Origin of the sequence: Paracnuella aquatica, from assembly GCF_003332885.2 — a bacterium.
Lineage (GTDB): Bacteria > Bacteroidota > Bacteroidia > Chitinophagales > Chitinophagaceae > Flavisolibacter > Flavisolibacter aquaticus.
Window position 1 is genome coordinate 24,099 of record NZ_QOWJ01000001.1, and the last position, 15,264, is coordinate 39,362.

Genomic DNA, 15,264 nt, shown 5'->3' on the forward strand with positions numbered 1-15,264 from the left:
ACCGAACAACATGAAACGTTTTTCCCAAAATATAATCCGGCGGTTTGCCCTCTTTGCAGGTGCAGCCGCTCTTGTAACCGCTTGTAATAAAGACCTTCCCGATGCAACACCCATTGCACGGCCTACACCAACAGGTCAATCCATTGCCACGCTCATCAACACTGATCCGGAGTTTTCAACGCTGCGGGCTGCAGTAACCCGTGCAGGCGCATCGCTCAGCACCACGCTGGCCGATTCAACCGGCACCTTTACTGTTTTTGCACCTACCAATGCGGCTTTCCAGGCATCGGGTATTTCCACGGCAGTGATCAATGCGTTGCGGCCCGGGCAGGTAGATACCTTGTTGCGTTACCATATTATTGGCGGGCAAAATTATACGCCTACGGCCCTAGCGGAAACCTTCCCGAATATACAGGCACCATCGCTGTTTGTATTGGCACCACCATCGGCTACGCTGCCCCCGGGCTTGCGGATGTCCTTGTTTCCATCGCGGCGCGGCAACAACATTTTTGTAAATAATATTCCGGTAGTCAGCGCCAACATCAGTGCATCGAACGGAACGGTTTATAAAGTGCCGTTTGTCGTGGCGCCACCCACGCAGTTCCTTTGGGATCGCATCAACAACGATGCTGATTTTACCTTTTTAAAAGCAGCCATTCAACGCGCCGACAGTGGCACTGCGGCGGCCAGTACTTTACAGGCTGCTTTGCAAAATCCGGCCGCCAGCCTTACTGTATTTGCGCCATCCAATGCAGCATTCCAGGCGCTGCTCACCGGCCAGATCACGATGGCTTTAATGGCGCAGGGCATGGACCAGGCGAATGCTGCGGGCACGGCTGCTGCGCTGGCTGCTAATCCCGCTGTGTTTTCCAATACTGCCTTTTTTCCTGTACTTACGGCACAAGTGGTGAAAGCGGTAGTGGTGTATCACTTGTTGGGTAAACGAGCTTTCTCGATTAATCTGCCGGCAACTGCTACCAATGTGCCTACATTGCTGAACAGTGCAGTGGCAGCGCATCCGGGAGTAACGCTGCAGGCAACGCTGACACCGATGGGTGTAACCGCTGCTACTGTGAAAGGTTTGGCCAACCCAGCGCCGGCCAACATCCAGATCAATCCTACACCGGCACCTGGCGGCACCAGCGACCAGCATTACATCAATGGCGTGTTGCATAAAATTGACCAGGTGCTGCGGCCGCAATAAGTATTGCTTTTATATTTTATAAAAAATGCCCCGATTTAGGTCGGGGCATTTTTGTTTGAGGGTGAAGTGGTTGTTTTTTAAGCAATAGCTTTTTTGTTTTGGTTTTATTTTATTGCTCCTGTGATTAAAACCTTCGAAGTAAAAAGCGGCCTCGTTCCTGTCATCCTGAGCGCAGCGAAGGATCTGAGTTCTTTCATTGAAGTTGCTATGATATACATGCAAACGCATCTTCAAAACTCTTTTTATTGCCAGCTCAGATCCTTCGCTGCGCTCAGGATGACAGAGCAAAGTGCATGATGATTGAATAAGCGTAGGAGATGTGTAGCGTGTAAGATATTTCCATCGACAACTCACTACATCACCTTAAAATATACCGGCAACTTTTTCACTACCCCACAAAAAAAATCCGCCGCACCAAGGTGCAGCGGACTTTTTTAAGGATATGGGAAGAATGATCTTATCCGAACAAGCCGCCTTTTTTCAGGCTGCGTACGCCTTCGGCAATTTTCAAACCATTTTGGTAAATCTCAATCTTGTAGTTACCGGTTTGGAAATCGCTCTGACGCAGGGGAACCTGCACAGTTTTGCGGGTGCCTTGTTCGTAGTCGATGGTGGTCTTATAGGTAAATTGTTTGTCGCCTTCGCTACGGGTGCTCAGCATGCCTGAGCCCAGGTTTGCATCGTTGATCACCTGTCCGCTGGGAGCAGTCACGATCACATACAGGTCGGCAGGACCGGAACGGGCAATGCGGTTTTCAACATCAAAAGAAACCAGCAGCTTGTCTACACGCTTAGCATTGGAAGTTTCTTTTTCCTTGCCGTTGCGTTTTTCGTTTACGGGTTTGATTTGAATATTAGAAGCAGTGAATGTAGAGGCTACGTCAACAGTAGAAGCCAGCTCGTCACGCTCAGAAGTTGTGGTTTGCAGGTTTGTTTCCAGCACCTGGCGTTCTTGCGACAACTGGGTGTTGTTGGCAGCCAGCTCCTGGTTTTCACCGGTCAGGCGGGCCACTTCCATTTCCAGGTTGGCGATCTTGCCATTCAGTTCACCGATCAGTGTACGTGCACGGCGAAGGTCGGCGTCTGACGCGTTTTTATTGCGCATGATGCGATCGATCTCGCTACGCAAACGAGTAATGTCTGTTTGACGCTCACCAAGCTGGCCTTGCAGGTTGTTGTTGTTGCCGGTCAGTGAATCCAAACGGGTCAACGACTCGTTGTACAGGATCTGCACAGAATCGCGGGCCGACATTGCGGTGTTGGCTTGTGTTTGCGTAATCTGGATTTGTTCGTCAGCCTTGTTTTTGTCGTACAGGAAATAACCCCATGTACCTAAAAGGCCGGCGGCAAGCACGCCAATAAGTACGTTTTTAGTTGTGTTGCCGTTGTTATCGTTGCCGGTGTTTTGCGGCTGATTGGCGGATGGATAGTTAGTGTTTGCCATCTTGAATGTTTTTGATTTCAGATTACGTTCTTTGTATGGAAAAATAGAGCCGTAGAAATTTCGAGGCCGAACTTTCGAAAATCGTGCCAGAAAGGTAAGTAATTGATTTATAGTATTTAACTCAAAGTATGACGCCCGATAAAATAATTGGTGACCTGAAGAAAAAGAATTTTAAAGCCGTGTATTGGCTGGAGGGCGAAGAAGAGTTTTTTATCGACCAGGTAGTGCAATTTGCAGAGCATCAATTACTGCCTGAAAGTGAAGCCGGGTTTAACTTAACGGTGATGTATGGTAAGGATACCGATTGGGCAACAGTGGTGAATGCATGCCGCCGTTATCCCATGTTTGCCGAGCAGCAGGTAGTGATTTTAAAAGAAGCGCAGGAGATGCGGCAGATTGAAAAACTGGAAGCTTATGTGGATAAACCTTTAACCAGCACGCTGCTTTTTGTTGCTTATAAAAATAAAAAAGTGGACGGCCGCACCAAGCTGGCCAAACTGCTGAAAGAAAAAGGTGTGTTGCTCAGCACCAAAAAATTATATGATAATGAGTTGCCGGACTGGACCAGCAATATGGTGCGCAGCAAGGGTTTTACCATTACGCCAAAAGCATTGCACCTGCTGATCGATCATATTGGCAACGACCTGAGCCGGCTGCGCAATGAAATAGATAAACTGGCCCTCAACCTGGGGGAACGGAAAAGCATAACCGAAGATGACATTGAGCAATACATTGGCGTAAGCAAAGAGTTCAACGTATTTGAATTGCAGCAGGCCATGGGCCGCCGCGACCTGTACAAAGCAGTGCGCATCCTGCAATATTTTGAAGGCAATCCAAAGGCCGGTCCCATACAATTGATTTTGCCGTCCTTGTATAATTTTTTCAGTAAAGTGCTGCTGGTGCACTCGGCGCCATCGAAAGACGAGCAGGCCCTGGCAACCTATATGGGCGTGAATAAATTTTTTGTCCGCGATTACCTGCAAGCCGCGCAACGCTACAGCCAGGCATCGGTTGAAGGCATTATTTTATTGCTGCATCATTACAACCTGCGGGCTGTTGGTGTGAACGATGCCGGCACCGATGATATGGAATTGATGAAAGAGTTTGTGGCTAAAGCAATGGGCGAAGGGTAGCGAAGGAATTAGGAATTTTTAATGATGAATGATGAATTAATAGTTGATGTGCTGAATCCTTATGTAGCGAATAATCAATAATCAGCAATCTATAATTTGCCATTACAAATTTTCCAACATCCGCACACTATCCCTTTTATCCTGGTCAATTTGTGCGGTCAGTGCTTCCAGGCTTGCATACCGCTCTTGTGGCCGCAGGTAATGGTGTACCGATACCTGCAAGGTCTGTCCATAAATTTCGCGGTCAAAATCAAACAGGTTGACTTCTACTTTTTCAATAGTATCGTTTACCGTAGGTCGGGTGCCAATGGATAGCATGCCTTTATACACCGCATTTTCAATTGTTGCAGTAACAGCATATACCCCTTCGCCTAAATGAATTTTATCCTCATCGTTGTACACCAGGTTGGCGGTTGGATAGCCAAGCGTACGGCCAAGTTTATCGCCGTGCACCACGGTGCCTGTAAAAAAAAACGGGTAGCCCAGCGCTTTGTTGGCGGTTTCAACTTCGCTGCCCAATAGCGCATGCCTTATTTTGGTGCTGCTGATTTCAATAGCATCAAGCAGGTGCTGCGGTATCTCTACCAACTGGTAATGAAACAGCGGCGCTTTTTCTTCGAGCAGTTTAAAATTGCCTTTCCGCCCACGGCCAAAATGATGGTCGTAACCAATGATGATGGTATGCGGATGAAAACGGCGGATCAAAAAATCGGTAATATATTCTTCGGCGCTTAGGCTGGCAAAATCCTGGTTAAAGGGCACCACCACCAGGTGATCGACGCCCTGCGCCTGGAGCAGCGCCACTTTTTCCTCCAATGTATTGATCAATTGCAGCGGCACGCCGGGGTACACAATCTTGCGGGGATGCGGGTGAAAGGTAATGATCACCGTTTCGCCGCCCACAGCCGTGGCTTCTTTTTTCAGGGCGGCAATAATTTGCTGGTGGCCCTGGTGCACGCCATCAAAAGTGCCAATGGTAAGCACCGCGTTACGGAAGGGTGGAAGCGACTCTGTTTGAAAATGTACCTGCATGCGAACCGCGAAGATAAGCGAAGGTTGTTTTGGAGTTGGTAGTTTGGGGTTTGCGGTTTTTAGTTGGGTGGGCTCAGGCTTTTTTAAACAAAAACATATCGGCGCAAATGCCTGCATCAAAACTGGAAAAACTCCTGCCAGCCAATCTCAATCCTTTTGCCCTCCAGTACGAAATACAAACTACGGCCTCCAAACCCTAAACTACAAACTCCTTTAACCTACCTTTGCGCCTGATAAATATTACCTCATGTCGTTATATGCCAAACGCGGCGTAAGTGCCCAGAAAGAAGAAGTTCACGCAGCCACAAAAAACCTTGACAAAGGCCTGTACCCGCGGGCTTTTTGCAAAATATACCCCGATGTGCTGGGTGGCGACGAAGCCTGGGTAAACGTGATGCACGCCGATGGGGCCGGCACCAAAAGCATTTTGGCGTATCTCTATTGGCGTGAAACCGGCGATGTGTCGGTGTGGAAAGGCATTGCGCAGGATGCTATTGTGATGAACACCGACGACCTGTTGTGTGTAGGCATCACCGATAAATTGTTATACTCTTCGTCTATTGACCGCAACAAATCGCGGATCCCCGCCGAAGTGCTGCAAGCGCTGATCGATGGCTCACAGGAGTTTTTCGATACCATGCGCCAGCACCAGGTGGACATTACTTTTATGGGTGGCGAAACCGCCGATGTGGGTGATGTGGTACGCACCGTGGCGGTGAACGGCACCATGACTGCCCGTTGGCCGAAAGCTAAACTGGTGACCAACGAAGGCATTGCCCCTGGCCAGGTGATCGTTGGTTTTTCATCGTACGGGCAATCGGTGTATGAAAACGAATACAACAGCGGTATTGGCTCCAATGGGCTTACATCGGCACGGCATGATGTATTGCAGAAAAAATACAAAGTCGAGTATCCTGAATCACTGGATGAAGCTATGGATGATGCCGTGGCTTATATCGGCAAACATTCGGTAACGGATCCTGTTGCCATTCAATACCGGAACGAAAATTTTGATGTGCCTGCAGGCAAATTGCTCTTGTCGCCTACCCGCACATTCGCACCGCTGGCCAAGCGCATTTTGTCGGAACAATTTGATGCAGTGAAAGGTATGATCCACTGTAGTGGTGGCGGCCAAACCAAGTGCATGAAATACATGCCCGATGGCGTGCAGGTGATTAAAGACAATCTGATTGATGCACCGGAAATTTTCCGCCTCATCCAGCAAAGCAGCGGCGCCGATGCACGGGAAATGTACCAGGTGTTTAACATGGGTTGCCGCCTGGAAATTTATACCGAAGAAAGCGCAGCTGCGCAAATGATTGCTACCGCAAACAGCCTGAGCATTGAAGCACAGGTTATTGGAAGGGTGGAGGCAGCTAGCGGTCAGGAACTGCTGGTAAAAGCCGGCGAAGCACAAATTGTCTACAATTTTTAAACAATAAACCATATAAAAATTGCCGGAAATTCTCTTCCGGCAATTTTTATATGGTTTATTCTAAGGTTGCGAAAACAATCGATTTTAGTAAACCATTTTTAAGCATTAGGCTTAGTCCAGTTTCGGTTATTCTTGCTTTGAAGCCCCAGGCTTTTTCAAATTAATTTCTATTACTCCATACTTACCTTTTTCGCCATATTTTTCCGTAGCTGACTTGTGTTTCAAAACATTAATGCTTTCAATATCCGCCGGCTTATACAAATCATCCAGCTTGCCGGTGGTGGCCAGCGTGCCTTTTTCTTTTCCATCTACAACCACCAGTACACGGTCGTCAATGGAGGGCGGTGGAGGGGGCGTTGGCATTTTTGATATCACTGGCGGCGGAGGTGGCGGAGGGTTTAACAAGCCTCTTTCTTTTGCTTGTTGTTCGGTAAGGATTTCCTTTTTGCCGTTTTTATAAATAATGGTGATGGTTTTTTCTTTGTCCTTTTTGTTTACATGTATTTCCTTGATATCATCAGCAACAGGTTTGGCCGGAATGGTGTCCGTGATAACTGATGTTGATAATTTAAGTACAGCCTCTTTTTTGTTGGTGCCATTACTTTTCGGGGTGCCTTTGCTGTTGGGCCGGCTGTTGTTAACTGCTGGCGCGGGGGCAATAGTGGTTACTGTTGGTGCAACTTCTGGTGCAGCAAGATGATCATTGCTATTTGTTTTCTTTTTTGAAAATGCAAACAGCAGCAGTGCGCAAAGAGGAATGGATAGAATGCGCCCCAGGTAAGCATTGCGCGGAGCTTTTAATGTTTTTTTGTAACATGGCTAATCGTCGTTTTATGGGTTGTTGAAAAAATGGGTTGATCAATTGGTTGTATTGCGTACTGTAGGCCGATTGCAGGATCATGGCTGCAAGCGACTCAACACCCGCATTACCTACTGCTTTTTTATCGGCAATAAATTCGTGGATCAATTGCAACTCGCGGTGGATGAGCCAAAAAACCGGGTTGACCCAGAAAAGCGCCAGCACCAGTTGCATCATCATTTTATCTACCGAATGATGTTCCTGAATGTGCACCAACTCGTGCCGGAAAATAGATTGCCCACCCGGTGACTGCAGCTCGATGTCTTTTTTCCAAAACAGCCAACTGAAAAAAGAAAATGGTGCTGCAGGATGGTGTGTGGAAACAAATGAAACCTGCCCTAGTTGCTGCACCGGCGATTTACGGAATAGGCGGGCAATTTGTAGTAGGCCAAATAACAACCTGCCGATTAAAATGGCCGCAATGCATCCATATACAGATGCCATCCAATTGGCAGCGCTCCAACGGCTCGCTTCGTTTGCACCAAGCGTTATTTCATTGCCACTACTGATAAAAATATTGGAAAAATCAACCGCTTGTTGCGGCCCCTGCATGGCAAACAATCCGGGCATCGGTATCAATGGAAAAATCAGTGAAAAAAGCACCGTAGCAAGCAGGTAAAACCGGTTCCATTGGTGAAAAATACGGTTGCGCAAGGCCAGCAAATAATAGGCGTACAGCGCACCGGAGCAAACCACCATTTTGATCAGGTAAACAATTGCTTCGTTCATCGTTTATCTTTTTTGAGTTGTGCCAAAAGGGTTTCCAGTTCCTCTACGCTTAGGTTATTTTCTTTTACCATAAACGAAACCGCTTCGGTAAACGAGCCGCTGAAATAGCTTTTCACAAGGTTGCGGAAACTTGATTTTGAATATGCGTCTTTACTCACCAGCGGATGATACTGGAACTGCCGCCCGAATGCCTTGGTGCCCACAAATTCTTTTTCCACCAGTATTTTCAGGATGGTGGCAATAGTGTTTTGGTGCGGCTTGGGTGTGGGAAAGGCTTCCATTATATCGCGGATAAAACCTTCGCCAATTTGCCACAGCACCTGCATCACCTGTTCTTCTGCCTTGGTCAGCGTTTTCATTGTTGTTGGTTATAATTCGAATGTATAACTAAAAAATTAGTTTATCAACTAAAAATATAGTTATGATAGCAAAATTCTTTTTCTGATGGGCTTGGTGCAGGTTCTGAAACACTATGAAAAGGTAGACTGATGGGCATCGTAATGCCCTCCAGGCGCATTCATATAAGCAGCGCAAAGCATATTATGTAACTCGATCGTTATGTAGAAAAGCCGCCCGTGTTATTTATGAAAGCTTACAAACTAATCTTGCTTTATTTTGCAGTTTATAAATATTGCTCATGGCTGAACCCATCATAGAAATCCGTAACGCTAATATTTACCAGGGCGGCAACCTGGTGTTGCAAGACGTGAACCTGACCGTGAACAAAGGAGAGTTTGTGTACCTGGTGGGTAAAACCGGAACCGGCAAATCGAGCTTGCTGAAAACGCTGTACGGCGAACTGCCCTTGAAAGAAGGTGACGCCACGGTAGCCGGCTATAACCTGCGCGACCTGACCTGGAAAACGGTTCCTTACCTGCGCCGTACACTGGGTGTGGTGTTCCAGGATTTCCAGTTGCTCACCGACCGCAACGTGAATGAGAACCTGAAGTTTGTGCTGAAAGCTACCGGCTGGAAAGACGATAAACTAATGAATGAAAAGATTGCCGATGTGCTGGAAAAAGTGGGCTTGAAATCGAAAGGGTTCAAATATCCGTTTGAGCTCAGTGGCGGCGAGCAACAGCGTATTGATATTGCGCGGGCCCTGCTTAATTCGCCCAAGCTCATTTTAGCGGACGAGCCCACCGGCAATCTTGATCCCGAAACCTCCGACGAGATCATGAACCTGCTGTTTCATATTTCCCGCGATTACGGTGCAGCCGTGGTGATGGCCACACACGACTATATTGTGATTCAGAAATTCCCGGCCCGCATGGTGCGTACCGAAAAAGGACAGGTGCAGGATAATGCATCTATAACAATGCAATAAGCGCCGCAGCATTGCGCTGGTTATTATAGGCATGCAGCAACTGAACACGTTGCTGCATTTCTTTTTCGGTGAAGGCTTGTTGCATTTGTGTTTGCACCAGCGTTGAAAATGCATCAGCATCTTCGGCCAGGTGCACCAACTCGTTGAGGCCACTGCCTGCTACGCCCGCCTCGTTGGTAATGCAATGACGGCCGCGGAAGAGTGCATGTAATAATTTTAGCTTGATGCCGGTTTCATTCAACGAGGGCAGGATATTGATATGAGCTTCCCCTATTAACCTTTCCATCTCTTCATCCGAAGGGTTATTTACCAACCGGATGTTTTGGTGCTGTGCAATTTTATCGGCCAGTTTTTGTGGTGCATTTTTACCCGCCACAACAAACGGAGTATCTGTTTTTGAAAACACATGTTCAAGAAGCCACAGCACTACGGCTTTGTTTTCCGCAACGGATAGGTTACCATGATAAAGACAATACTTACCTTGTCCGGCTTCCGCATTGATCTCTTGCCAGGGAACAAATGGCGGTACAAAAGAAGTTTGTTCCAGCCCGTATTTTTCGTGGAATACCACTCGATCTCTTTCTGAAACGGCGGCATAGCTTAAATGCTTGGGCAGTTGTTGCTGGTAGCGCTCCAGGCGGTTGCTTTCTACGAGGTAATAAAAATTTTTGAGCGGCGATGTTTCCGTTTGCGCCAGGCGCTGGTAGTAGGCCGCTTCGTTGTTGTGCAACCGCACTACAACTTTGCGGTTTTTATTGGTCAAAAACGGTATAACGCCGCAGGAATGCACACCCTCAAAAACAATAGGTAAATCATCGCCATTCAGCCGCTGTATCAATTCTTTGTTGATGCGTGATGCAACAATGTAGGGCAGCGGTGACGCCAGGCATTGCCACGGACTTTTCCTGGAATAAACATGTACCGCATGGCAGTACTGCTCCAAGCCTTGGTGATTCCGTTCTGCTTTGTATTGAAAATAATGCAGGTTAATTTTTATGCCGGCATTGGCCAGTGCTACAATTTTATAATACAAATCTATTACGCCACCATAATCGGGCGGGGCAGGCGCATCAAAGCAAACAATATGTACCTGTTTATCCAAGCAACTGTTGATAAAAGTGCAGTAATTTTTTTTCTTCTTCCTGCCAGTTTAATTCCTGGCGGGCTTTGAGGCAATTAGCACGCAGCCGGTTTTGTAAAGCTTGATCTCTTAAAAATCCATTTATCTTTTCCGCGATATTTATTGGTGCAAGGTCTCTGATCAAAACGGCCACTTCGAATTGCTGGTTGATGTCATGGTAAACCGGATAGTCAACGCACAATTGCGGCACGCCTGCATGTATGTAATCAAAAAATCGGTTAGCAAGTGAATAATAATTACTTAACCCATTGTTCTCGAACAGCGTAATACCTAGGATCGCTTTTGGTGTGAGTACACGTAAATCAGCAGGGATTTTCTTCCCTTTAAAGTGCACCTTATTTTCCAATCCGTTTTGCTTAGTGATTGCTTTTGCGGCGCCCAGGTAGTTGCCATCTCCATAAATATGCAAAGGGCAGTCGATCCATTTAAAAGCAGGTATGAGGGTTTCAAAAGAACGACCTTCGTTTACAGCGCCCTGGTAAATGATAAACCGCTCCTGCACTATATCAGCCACTGGGTCATTGGTGAGCTTTGGTATATTCCGGATCACTCCATAATTCACCTTGTATTCCGACAAGAAAATCTTTTTTATCGGCTCATTGACCGTGTATCCATGTCGACACCGGGGCACCGCAAACCGTTCGATCCATTTCCAGATTTTATAAACGAGAGGCCGCGTCACCACCTCTTTCATTTCACAAAAAAGTTCATGTGCATCATAAACTCTCTTAGTGCGTTTTATTTTGGACGCTATTAAAACCGGGATGATGGTATCGAGGTCAATAGCGCAAATCAAGTTCGCTCTCTGCGCTAGCAAAAAAATGAGCAGCCTGAAATTATACTCGAGGTAAAAGAAAAAACCTTTGCGAAAAATCAGCGATAAACGTTTTTGCCGAAAAGGTTGCCCCACCAATGCCGGTGAATCCCTGTATTGCCTGCCCACCAGCAATACATCATGTCCAGCCTCACTGAGGGTGCTGCAGATCCGGATCATCCGTTGATCATACACCAAATCATTTGTAACTGTAAATACCAATCGTTTCATTGCTGTACGCGGCAGTGAGGGCTGCAGTTTCTTATTCTGATGCAGCTTTATAGAGGCGGTCAATTGTTTCGACCGTTTTTATTGCTTCACTCACACTGGGTAATTGATGCGGCATATTGTTTAAAGCTTTTTGCAATTCATCGAAAACAAGATGATGGTTACTCATACTACCAGCATAAAACCCATACTGATTAGCGGGGTTTTGTGGAAGGACGGCGTTGGTGTGCACATCCATTTCATTGGTGTTCCAGTCCAGCGTGTTTAAATATTGCCCACCAATCTTTACAGTGCCTTTTGTGCCAATAATGGCAATGGAACCTTCTTTATTTTCACCAAAGCTATTGATTGAAAAATGCACAGTTCCCATTGCCCCGGAATTGGTTTCCAGCAAGGCCAGGAACGTATCTTCTAACTCAAAATGTTGGCGCAAGTTCCAATTTTTCTTTTTTGCATCGATTGTTATTACGTCACCCAACAGCCAAATGAGCAGGTCGATAAAATGGCTGAATTGGGTATACAATATTCCGCCATCCAATTCCTGCGTACCGCGCCAATCACCAGCATAATAATCTTGCGAACGATTCCAGTATCCGTTTACCGAAAAGCTTAGAATTTTTCCCAATGCACCTTTGTCCAGCAACTCTTTCACAACCTGCACGGGCGGATTGAAACGATTTTGTTTTACGATAAACAATTGCCTCCGAAAAAAATGCGCCGTGTCACGCATCGAGTAGGCAGCTTCTTTTGTAAGACACATCGGCTTTTCGCAAAGTACATGCCTGCCGCCTTGCAGCGATTTAATGGTGTGCTCAGCATGCAAGCCGTTGGGCGTACACACTACCACTACCTGTACGCCTTTTTCCGATTGCAATAATTCATCAATAGATGTATAAGCTTTAGCGCCAAAACGGGTAGCAAATGCTTCCGCTTTTTCGGCCACCACATCGCAAACCGCCACTAGTTTGCCCACCCGTGCTATTTGCTCGGCATGGCGCCAGGCAATACGGCCGCATCCTATTATTGCAAAATGAAACATAGCGCCGGCGAAGTTAAGGTTTTGCAGCGGTGCTGTAGTTTTTACCAATGCAATTGCTGTTGGATATGCCGATAAAAGAAGCGGCGCACAAACATTTTGTGCGCCGCTTCTTTTATGTGTGATAAAACATTAAGGTCTGAATCCTTCGTCGCCCATGCCTTCACGTTCGCTGCGTGTGTTTTTACGCTTGAGCAGGGTAGGATCGAATTTGCCAAAACGCCAGTTGAAATTCAGGCGCATGATCTGCGGGTCGCGGCGGCGCTCCACTTCCTGGTAGAAAAACGGCGACTCGGAAACCGAACGATACAGCCTGGTGCGGAAAATATCCTGGATGTTGAGCGATACCGACGCAGTGCGGTTTTTCAGGAACTCCAGCCGCAGTGCAGCATCCACGCCAAAGTTTGGTTTGATGTATCCCTGCGCGGTTGTTTGCGAACCAAATCCACCGCCGAAACCGCCACCAAATCCACCACCGCCGCCACCGCCTCGGCCGCCACCACCACCGCCTGCAGGCAAAATGGTACGTGACTGGTAATCGGCAGAAAGTTGCAGCGACAGGTTTTTAGGTAGGCGGAACGTGTTGTTCACTTTTGCAAAATAAGAGAACAGCGGATCCTGTTGGGTTTGTCCCGGGATGTCGATTTGAATTTGCGAAACAAACAGGTTCAGGTTGGCATTTACATCCCACCATTTTGCCAAAGGCGTACGACCGGTAAGTTCCATACCGGTGATGTAGCTACGGTTGGCGTTGATATAGGTATTGATGAACACCTGGCGTTTTACCACTGTATCATCTTCCGGCACCTGGAAACGGCTGATTACATTATTGGTGTTGCGGAAATACACCGACGCTAAAAACGAGCTGCGGTTTTTGAATTGTTTGGAATAAGAAACCTCGATCGAATTGGTAAACTCTGGCTTCAGTCCAGGGTTACCGCGGCTCAGGTTGAGTGTATCGGTATAATCAACAAAGGGAAATAGTTGCCAAAAGTTGGGCCTGTTGATGCGGCGCGAATAATTCAGTTGCAGATCCTGGTCTTCGCTCAGGCGCTGGCTTAAAAATACACTGGGGAAAAAGCTGAGCGGAAACTCAATGTCAAAATTTTGCTTCCTTGTGGGCAATTCGCCGGTGTAGAATGAACTCTCAGCACGAAGTCCCAACTGGTAGTTGAAGTTTTTCAGCTGCTGGCTATAGGTTACATAGGCAGCATGCACCTGGTCGCGGCTGTTGAATTCTACCGAACGGGCCGGTTCAAATTTGTATACGCCATCGGTTGAGTCGAGGAAGAAATTGTTTTGGCTGGCCACCTTGCGCAGGCTAGAGCGAAAACCCATTTCCATTTTCGATTTGTCGCTCAGAGGATTGACAAAATCGAGTTGATAAATCAAGTTTTCATTTTTACCGGCACCCAGTTGCAACTGGTTTTGATAGTTGCGCAGCGGGCTGCCCGGTGCGTTGTAAACATTTGAAAAAACATTGTTGTCGTTGTTGCTGCGGCTGCGGTTGTAGGTAAGGTCGCTGGTCAGTTCTTTACCTGCTTTAGGGAAATTATATTTATACGAGATCTGTCCACCCATGTTGCGGTTGCGTCCCACCGTTTGTGCAAAACGTTCGTTGTAGGAGTTGGACAAAAATGGCTTTTGCTGGTCGATATAAATAAAGCTGCGGTTTTCGGGTTCAAACTGGCTTCGTACCGTGTTGCCTGTAATGGTAATAGTGTTGCGGTTGTTGATGAAGTAATCGAAACCCGCCCGCAAAAACCTGAAATTACCTTCCGAAACGTTGCGATCGGTTTGCGTCAGGCTGTTTTCGATCTGGTTGGTAGTGGTGTTCCTGAACTGGCTGCCTGTAGAAATGGTTTTGCGTTGGTTGTAGTTTGCCGCGGCAAAAAAGTTGATCTTGTTTTGACGCACATTGATATCTACACCGGCGCCAATGCGGCCGCGTGAATCTACGTTGGTGCGCAGGTTGCCGCTATAGCCAACGCGTTTATTTTTTTTCAAAACAACGTTCAGGATACCGCCGCCGCCACCAGATGCATCAAACTTGGCGGAAGGGTTGGAGATGATTTCAACGCTTTCAATAGCATCGGCCGGAATTTGTTCCAGTGTGAGGTTGGTTGGACGACCATCCACAAAAATCTGCGGGCTTTGGTTGCGCAGCGTTACGTTGCCATCCACATCCACATTGATGGAAGGCACGTTGCGCATTACATCAACAGCGGTACCACCCGCCGAAGTAAGGTTGCGGTCTACATTAAATATTTTACGGTCAATGCCCATTTGCAACATTGGTCGGTCAGCCGTTACCGTTACATTCTGCAACAGTTTATCATCGATTTCTAATTTCAGGTTGCCAAGGTCTTTATCGAGCAGTTCCGCCACCGAAACAGAACCGGCCGCGGCGCCTGGACCACTGGGCAAATCGAAGGCTACATTTTGCTCAAAGGGTTTGAAACCAATACCGGTGATGCGGAGTTTATAGCGGCCCATTGCCGGCACATTGTCCATGCTAAACTCGCCGTTGGCGCGGGTAAGCATGCCATTTACTACCGTTTCTTTTCGTTGGCGTGTTGCCGAGTCCATTCGGTCCTGCACCAATGTTACCGACGCTGCGTCCACTGGTTTGTTATTGGCATCTACCACTTTGCCATAAAAGCGGCCGGCCATTTGTGGGCCGCCTCCCCGTCGTGCACCCTGTGGGTTTTGTGCAAAGGAAAAATGGGTAGCGAACAGCAGTGCCAACAGCACAAACAAGTGTCTCATAAATTTGTTTTTATATGCGCGGGGCGCACATCTTGGGGTTTTCTTCAATGCGTGCCTGAAAAGACGCTTGCAAGTTACAATCCAATCGGCTAGAGGGTTGGCAGGGTTAACCA

At 47.3% G+C, this 15,264-nt stretch carries 13 protein-coding genes; 4 read left to right on the forward strand and 9 right to left on the reverse strand.

The genetic code is table 11. The features are described 5' to 3' along the window. The first annotated feature begins 10 nt into the window (after nucleotides 1–10). A complete protein-coding gene (locus DRJ53_RS00115) occupies nucleotides 11–1,204 on the forward strand; it encodes a fasciclin domain-containing protein (RefSeq protein WP_114233564.1) in 1,194 nt (397 codons plus the stop codon). 457 nt (nucleotides 1,205–1,661) lie between these two features. Here the strand turns inward: DRJ53_RS00115 and DRJ53_RS00125 are convergent, their stop codons facing one another. Next, nucleotides 1,662–2,648, reverse strand: coding sequence for a GumC domain-containing protein (locus DRJ53_RS00125; RefSeq protein WP_114233566.1), 987 nt, complete (start codon nucleotides 2,646–2,648; stop codon nucleotides 1,662–1,664). A gap of 128 nt (nucleotides 2,649–2,776) precedes the next feature. Here DRJ53_RS00125 and holA point away from each other — a divergent pair, with 128 nt between their 5' ends. After that, entirely contained in the window at nucleotides 2,777–3,781 is a 1,005-nt protein-coding gene (gene holA, locus DRJ53_RS00130; protein ID WP_114233567.1) for a DNA polymerase III subunit delta, read from the forward strand. A 102-nt stretch (nucleotides 3,782–3,883) separates the two neighbouring features. Here the strand turns inward: holA and DRJ53_RS00135 are convergent, their stop codons facing one another. Then, entirely contained in the window at nucleotides 3,884–4,813 is a 930-nt protein-coding gene (locus DRJ53_RS00135) for a bifunctional riboflavin kinase/FAD synthetase (protein WP_114234385.1), read from the reverse strand. A gap of 247 nt (nucleotides 4,814–5,060) precedes the next feature. On the opposite strand from DRJ53_RS00135, the gene DRJ53_RS00140 reads away from it, so the two are divergent. After that, the gene (locus tag DRJ53_RS00140; protein ID WP_114233568.1) at nucleotides 5,061–6,248 is read left to right on the forward strand and encodes an AIR synthase-related protein; all 1,188 of its coding nucleotides are present in this window, start codon (nucleotides 5,061–5,063) and stop codon (nucleotides 6,246–6,248) included. Nucleotides 6,249–6,374: 126 nt separating this feature from the next. On the opposite strand, the gene DRJ53_RS00145 is transcribed toward DRJ53_RS00140, so the two are convergent. The 3 genes from DRJ53_RS00145 to DRJ53_RS00155 all read right to left on the reverse strand — a co-directional run bounded on the left by DRJ53_RS00145 (nucleotide 6,375) and on the right by DRJ53_RS00155 (nucleotide 8,195). Then, a complete protein-coding gene (locus DRJ53_RS00145) occupies nucleotides 6,375–6,623 on the reverse strand; it encodes a hypothetical protein (RefSeq protein WP_123893253.1) in 249 nt (82 codons plus the stop codon). Nucleotides 6,624–6,954: 331 nt separating this feature from the next. After that, nucleotides 6,955–7,836: a M56 family metallopeptidase gene (locus DRJ53_RS00150; protein WP_114233570.1), complete on the reverse strand. Its 882-nt coding sequence runs from the start codon at nucleotides 7,834–7,836 to the stop codon at nucleotides 6,955–6,957. Then, nucleotides 7,833–8,195 carry a BlaI/MecI/CopY family transcriptional regulator gene (locus tag DRJ53_RS00155; protein WP_114233571.1) on the reverse strand — a complete coding sequence of 121 codons (363 nt, stop codon included), beginning with the start codon at nucleotides 8,193–8,195 and terminating at the stop codon, nucleotides 7,833–7,835. Before DRJ53_RS00155 ends, DRJ53_RS00150 begins: the two co-directional genes overlap by 4 nt. Nucleotides 8,196–8,473: 278 nt before the next feature. On the opposite strand from DRJ53_RS00155, the gene DRJ53_RS00160 reads away from it, so the two are divergent. Then, nucleotides 8,474–9,163, forward strand: coding sequence for a cell division ATP-binding protein FtsE (locus DRJ53_RS00160; RefSeq protein WP_114233572.1), 690 nt, complete (start codon nucleotides 8,474–8,476; stop codon nucleotides 9,161–9,163). On the opposite strand, the gene DRJ53_RS00165 is transcribed toward DRJ53_RS00160, so the two are convergent. The 4 genes from DRJ53_RS00165 to DRJ53_RS00180 all read right to left on the reverse strand — a co-directional run bounded on the left by DRJ53_RS00165 (nucleotide 9,147) and on the right by DRJ53_RS00180 (nucleotide 15,151). Beyond that, nucleotides 9,147–10,265, reverse strand: a complete 1,119-nt coding sequence (locus DRJ53_RS00165) for a glycosyltransferase (protein WP_162303773.1) — start codon at nucleotides 10,263–10,265, stop codon at nucleotides 9,147–9,149. The two genes, DRJ53_RS00160 and DRJ53_RS00165, sit on opposite strands and share 17 nt — an antisense overlap. Continuing rightward, entirely contained in the window at nucleotides 10,258–11,412 is a 1,155-nt protein-coding gene (locus tag DRJ53_RS00170) for a glycosyltransferase (RefSeq protein WP_241558403.1), read from the reverse strand. The genes DRJ53_RS00165 and DRJ53_RS00170 overlap by 8 nt, the downstream gene beginning before the upstream one ends. Beyond that, nucleotides 11,381–12,385 (reverse strand): Gfo/Idh/MocA family protein, encoded by a 1,005-nt coding sequence (locus DRJ53_RS00175; protein ID WP_123893255.1) that lies wholly within the window; start codon nucleotides 12,383–12,385, stop codon nucleotides 11,381–11,383. Before DRJ53_RS00175 ends, DRJ53_RS00170 begins: the two co-directional genes overlap by 32 nt. 129 nt (nucleotides 12,386–12,514) lie before the next feature. Further along, complete coding sequence (locus DRJ53_RS00180; RefSeq protein WP_114233576.1) at nucleotides 12,515–15,151, reverse strand: outer membrane beta-barrel protein; 2,637 nt, start codon at nucleotides 15,149–15,151, stop codon at nucleotides 12,515–12,517. Nucleotides 15,152–15,264: the final 113 nt, after the last annotated feature.

Coding starts and splice junctions, on each gene's coding strand:
- DRJ53_RS00135 (WP_114234385.1), bottom strand. CDS start 4,813: ATGCAGGTACATTTTCAAACAGAGTCGCTTCCACCCTTCCGTAACGCG.
- DRJ53_RS00160 (WP_114233572.1), top strand. CDS start 8,474: ATGGCTGAACCCATCATAGAAATCCGTAACGCTAATATTTACCAGGGC.
- DRJ53_RS00155 (WP_114233571.1), bottom strand. CDS start 8,195: ATGAAAACGCTGACCAAGGCAGAAGAACAGGTGATGCAGGTGCTGTGG.
- DRJ53_RS00115 (WP_114233564.1), top strand. CDS start 11: ATGAAACGTTTTTCCCAAAATATAATCCGGCGGTTTGCCCTCTTTGCA.
- DRJ53_RS00180 (WP_114233576.1), bottom strand. CDS start 15,151: ATGAGACACTTGTTTGTGCTGTTGGCACTGCTGTTCGCTACCCATTTT.
- DRJ53_RS00140 (WP_114233568.1), top strand. CDS start 5,061: ATGTCGTTATATGCCAAACGCGGCGTAAGTGCCCAGAAAGAAGAAGTT.
- DRJ53_RS00150 (WP_114233570.1), bottom strand. CDS start 7,836: ATGAACGAAGCAATTGTTTACCTGATCAAAATGGTGGTTTGCTCCGGT.
- DRJ53_RS00175 (WP_123893255.1), bottom strand. CDS start 12,385: ATGTTTCATTTTGCAATAATAGGATGCGGCCGTATTGCCTGGCGCCAT.
- DRJ53_RS00125 (WP_114233566.1), bottom strand. CDS start 2,648: ATGGCAAACACTAACTATCCATCCGCCAATCAGCCGCAAAACACCGGC.
- holA (WP_114233567.1), top strand. CDS start 2,777: ATGACGCCCGATAAAATAATTGGTGACCTGAAGAAAAAGAATTTTAAA.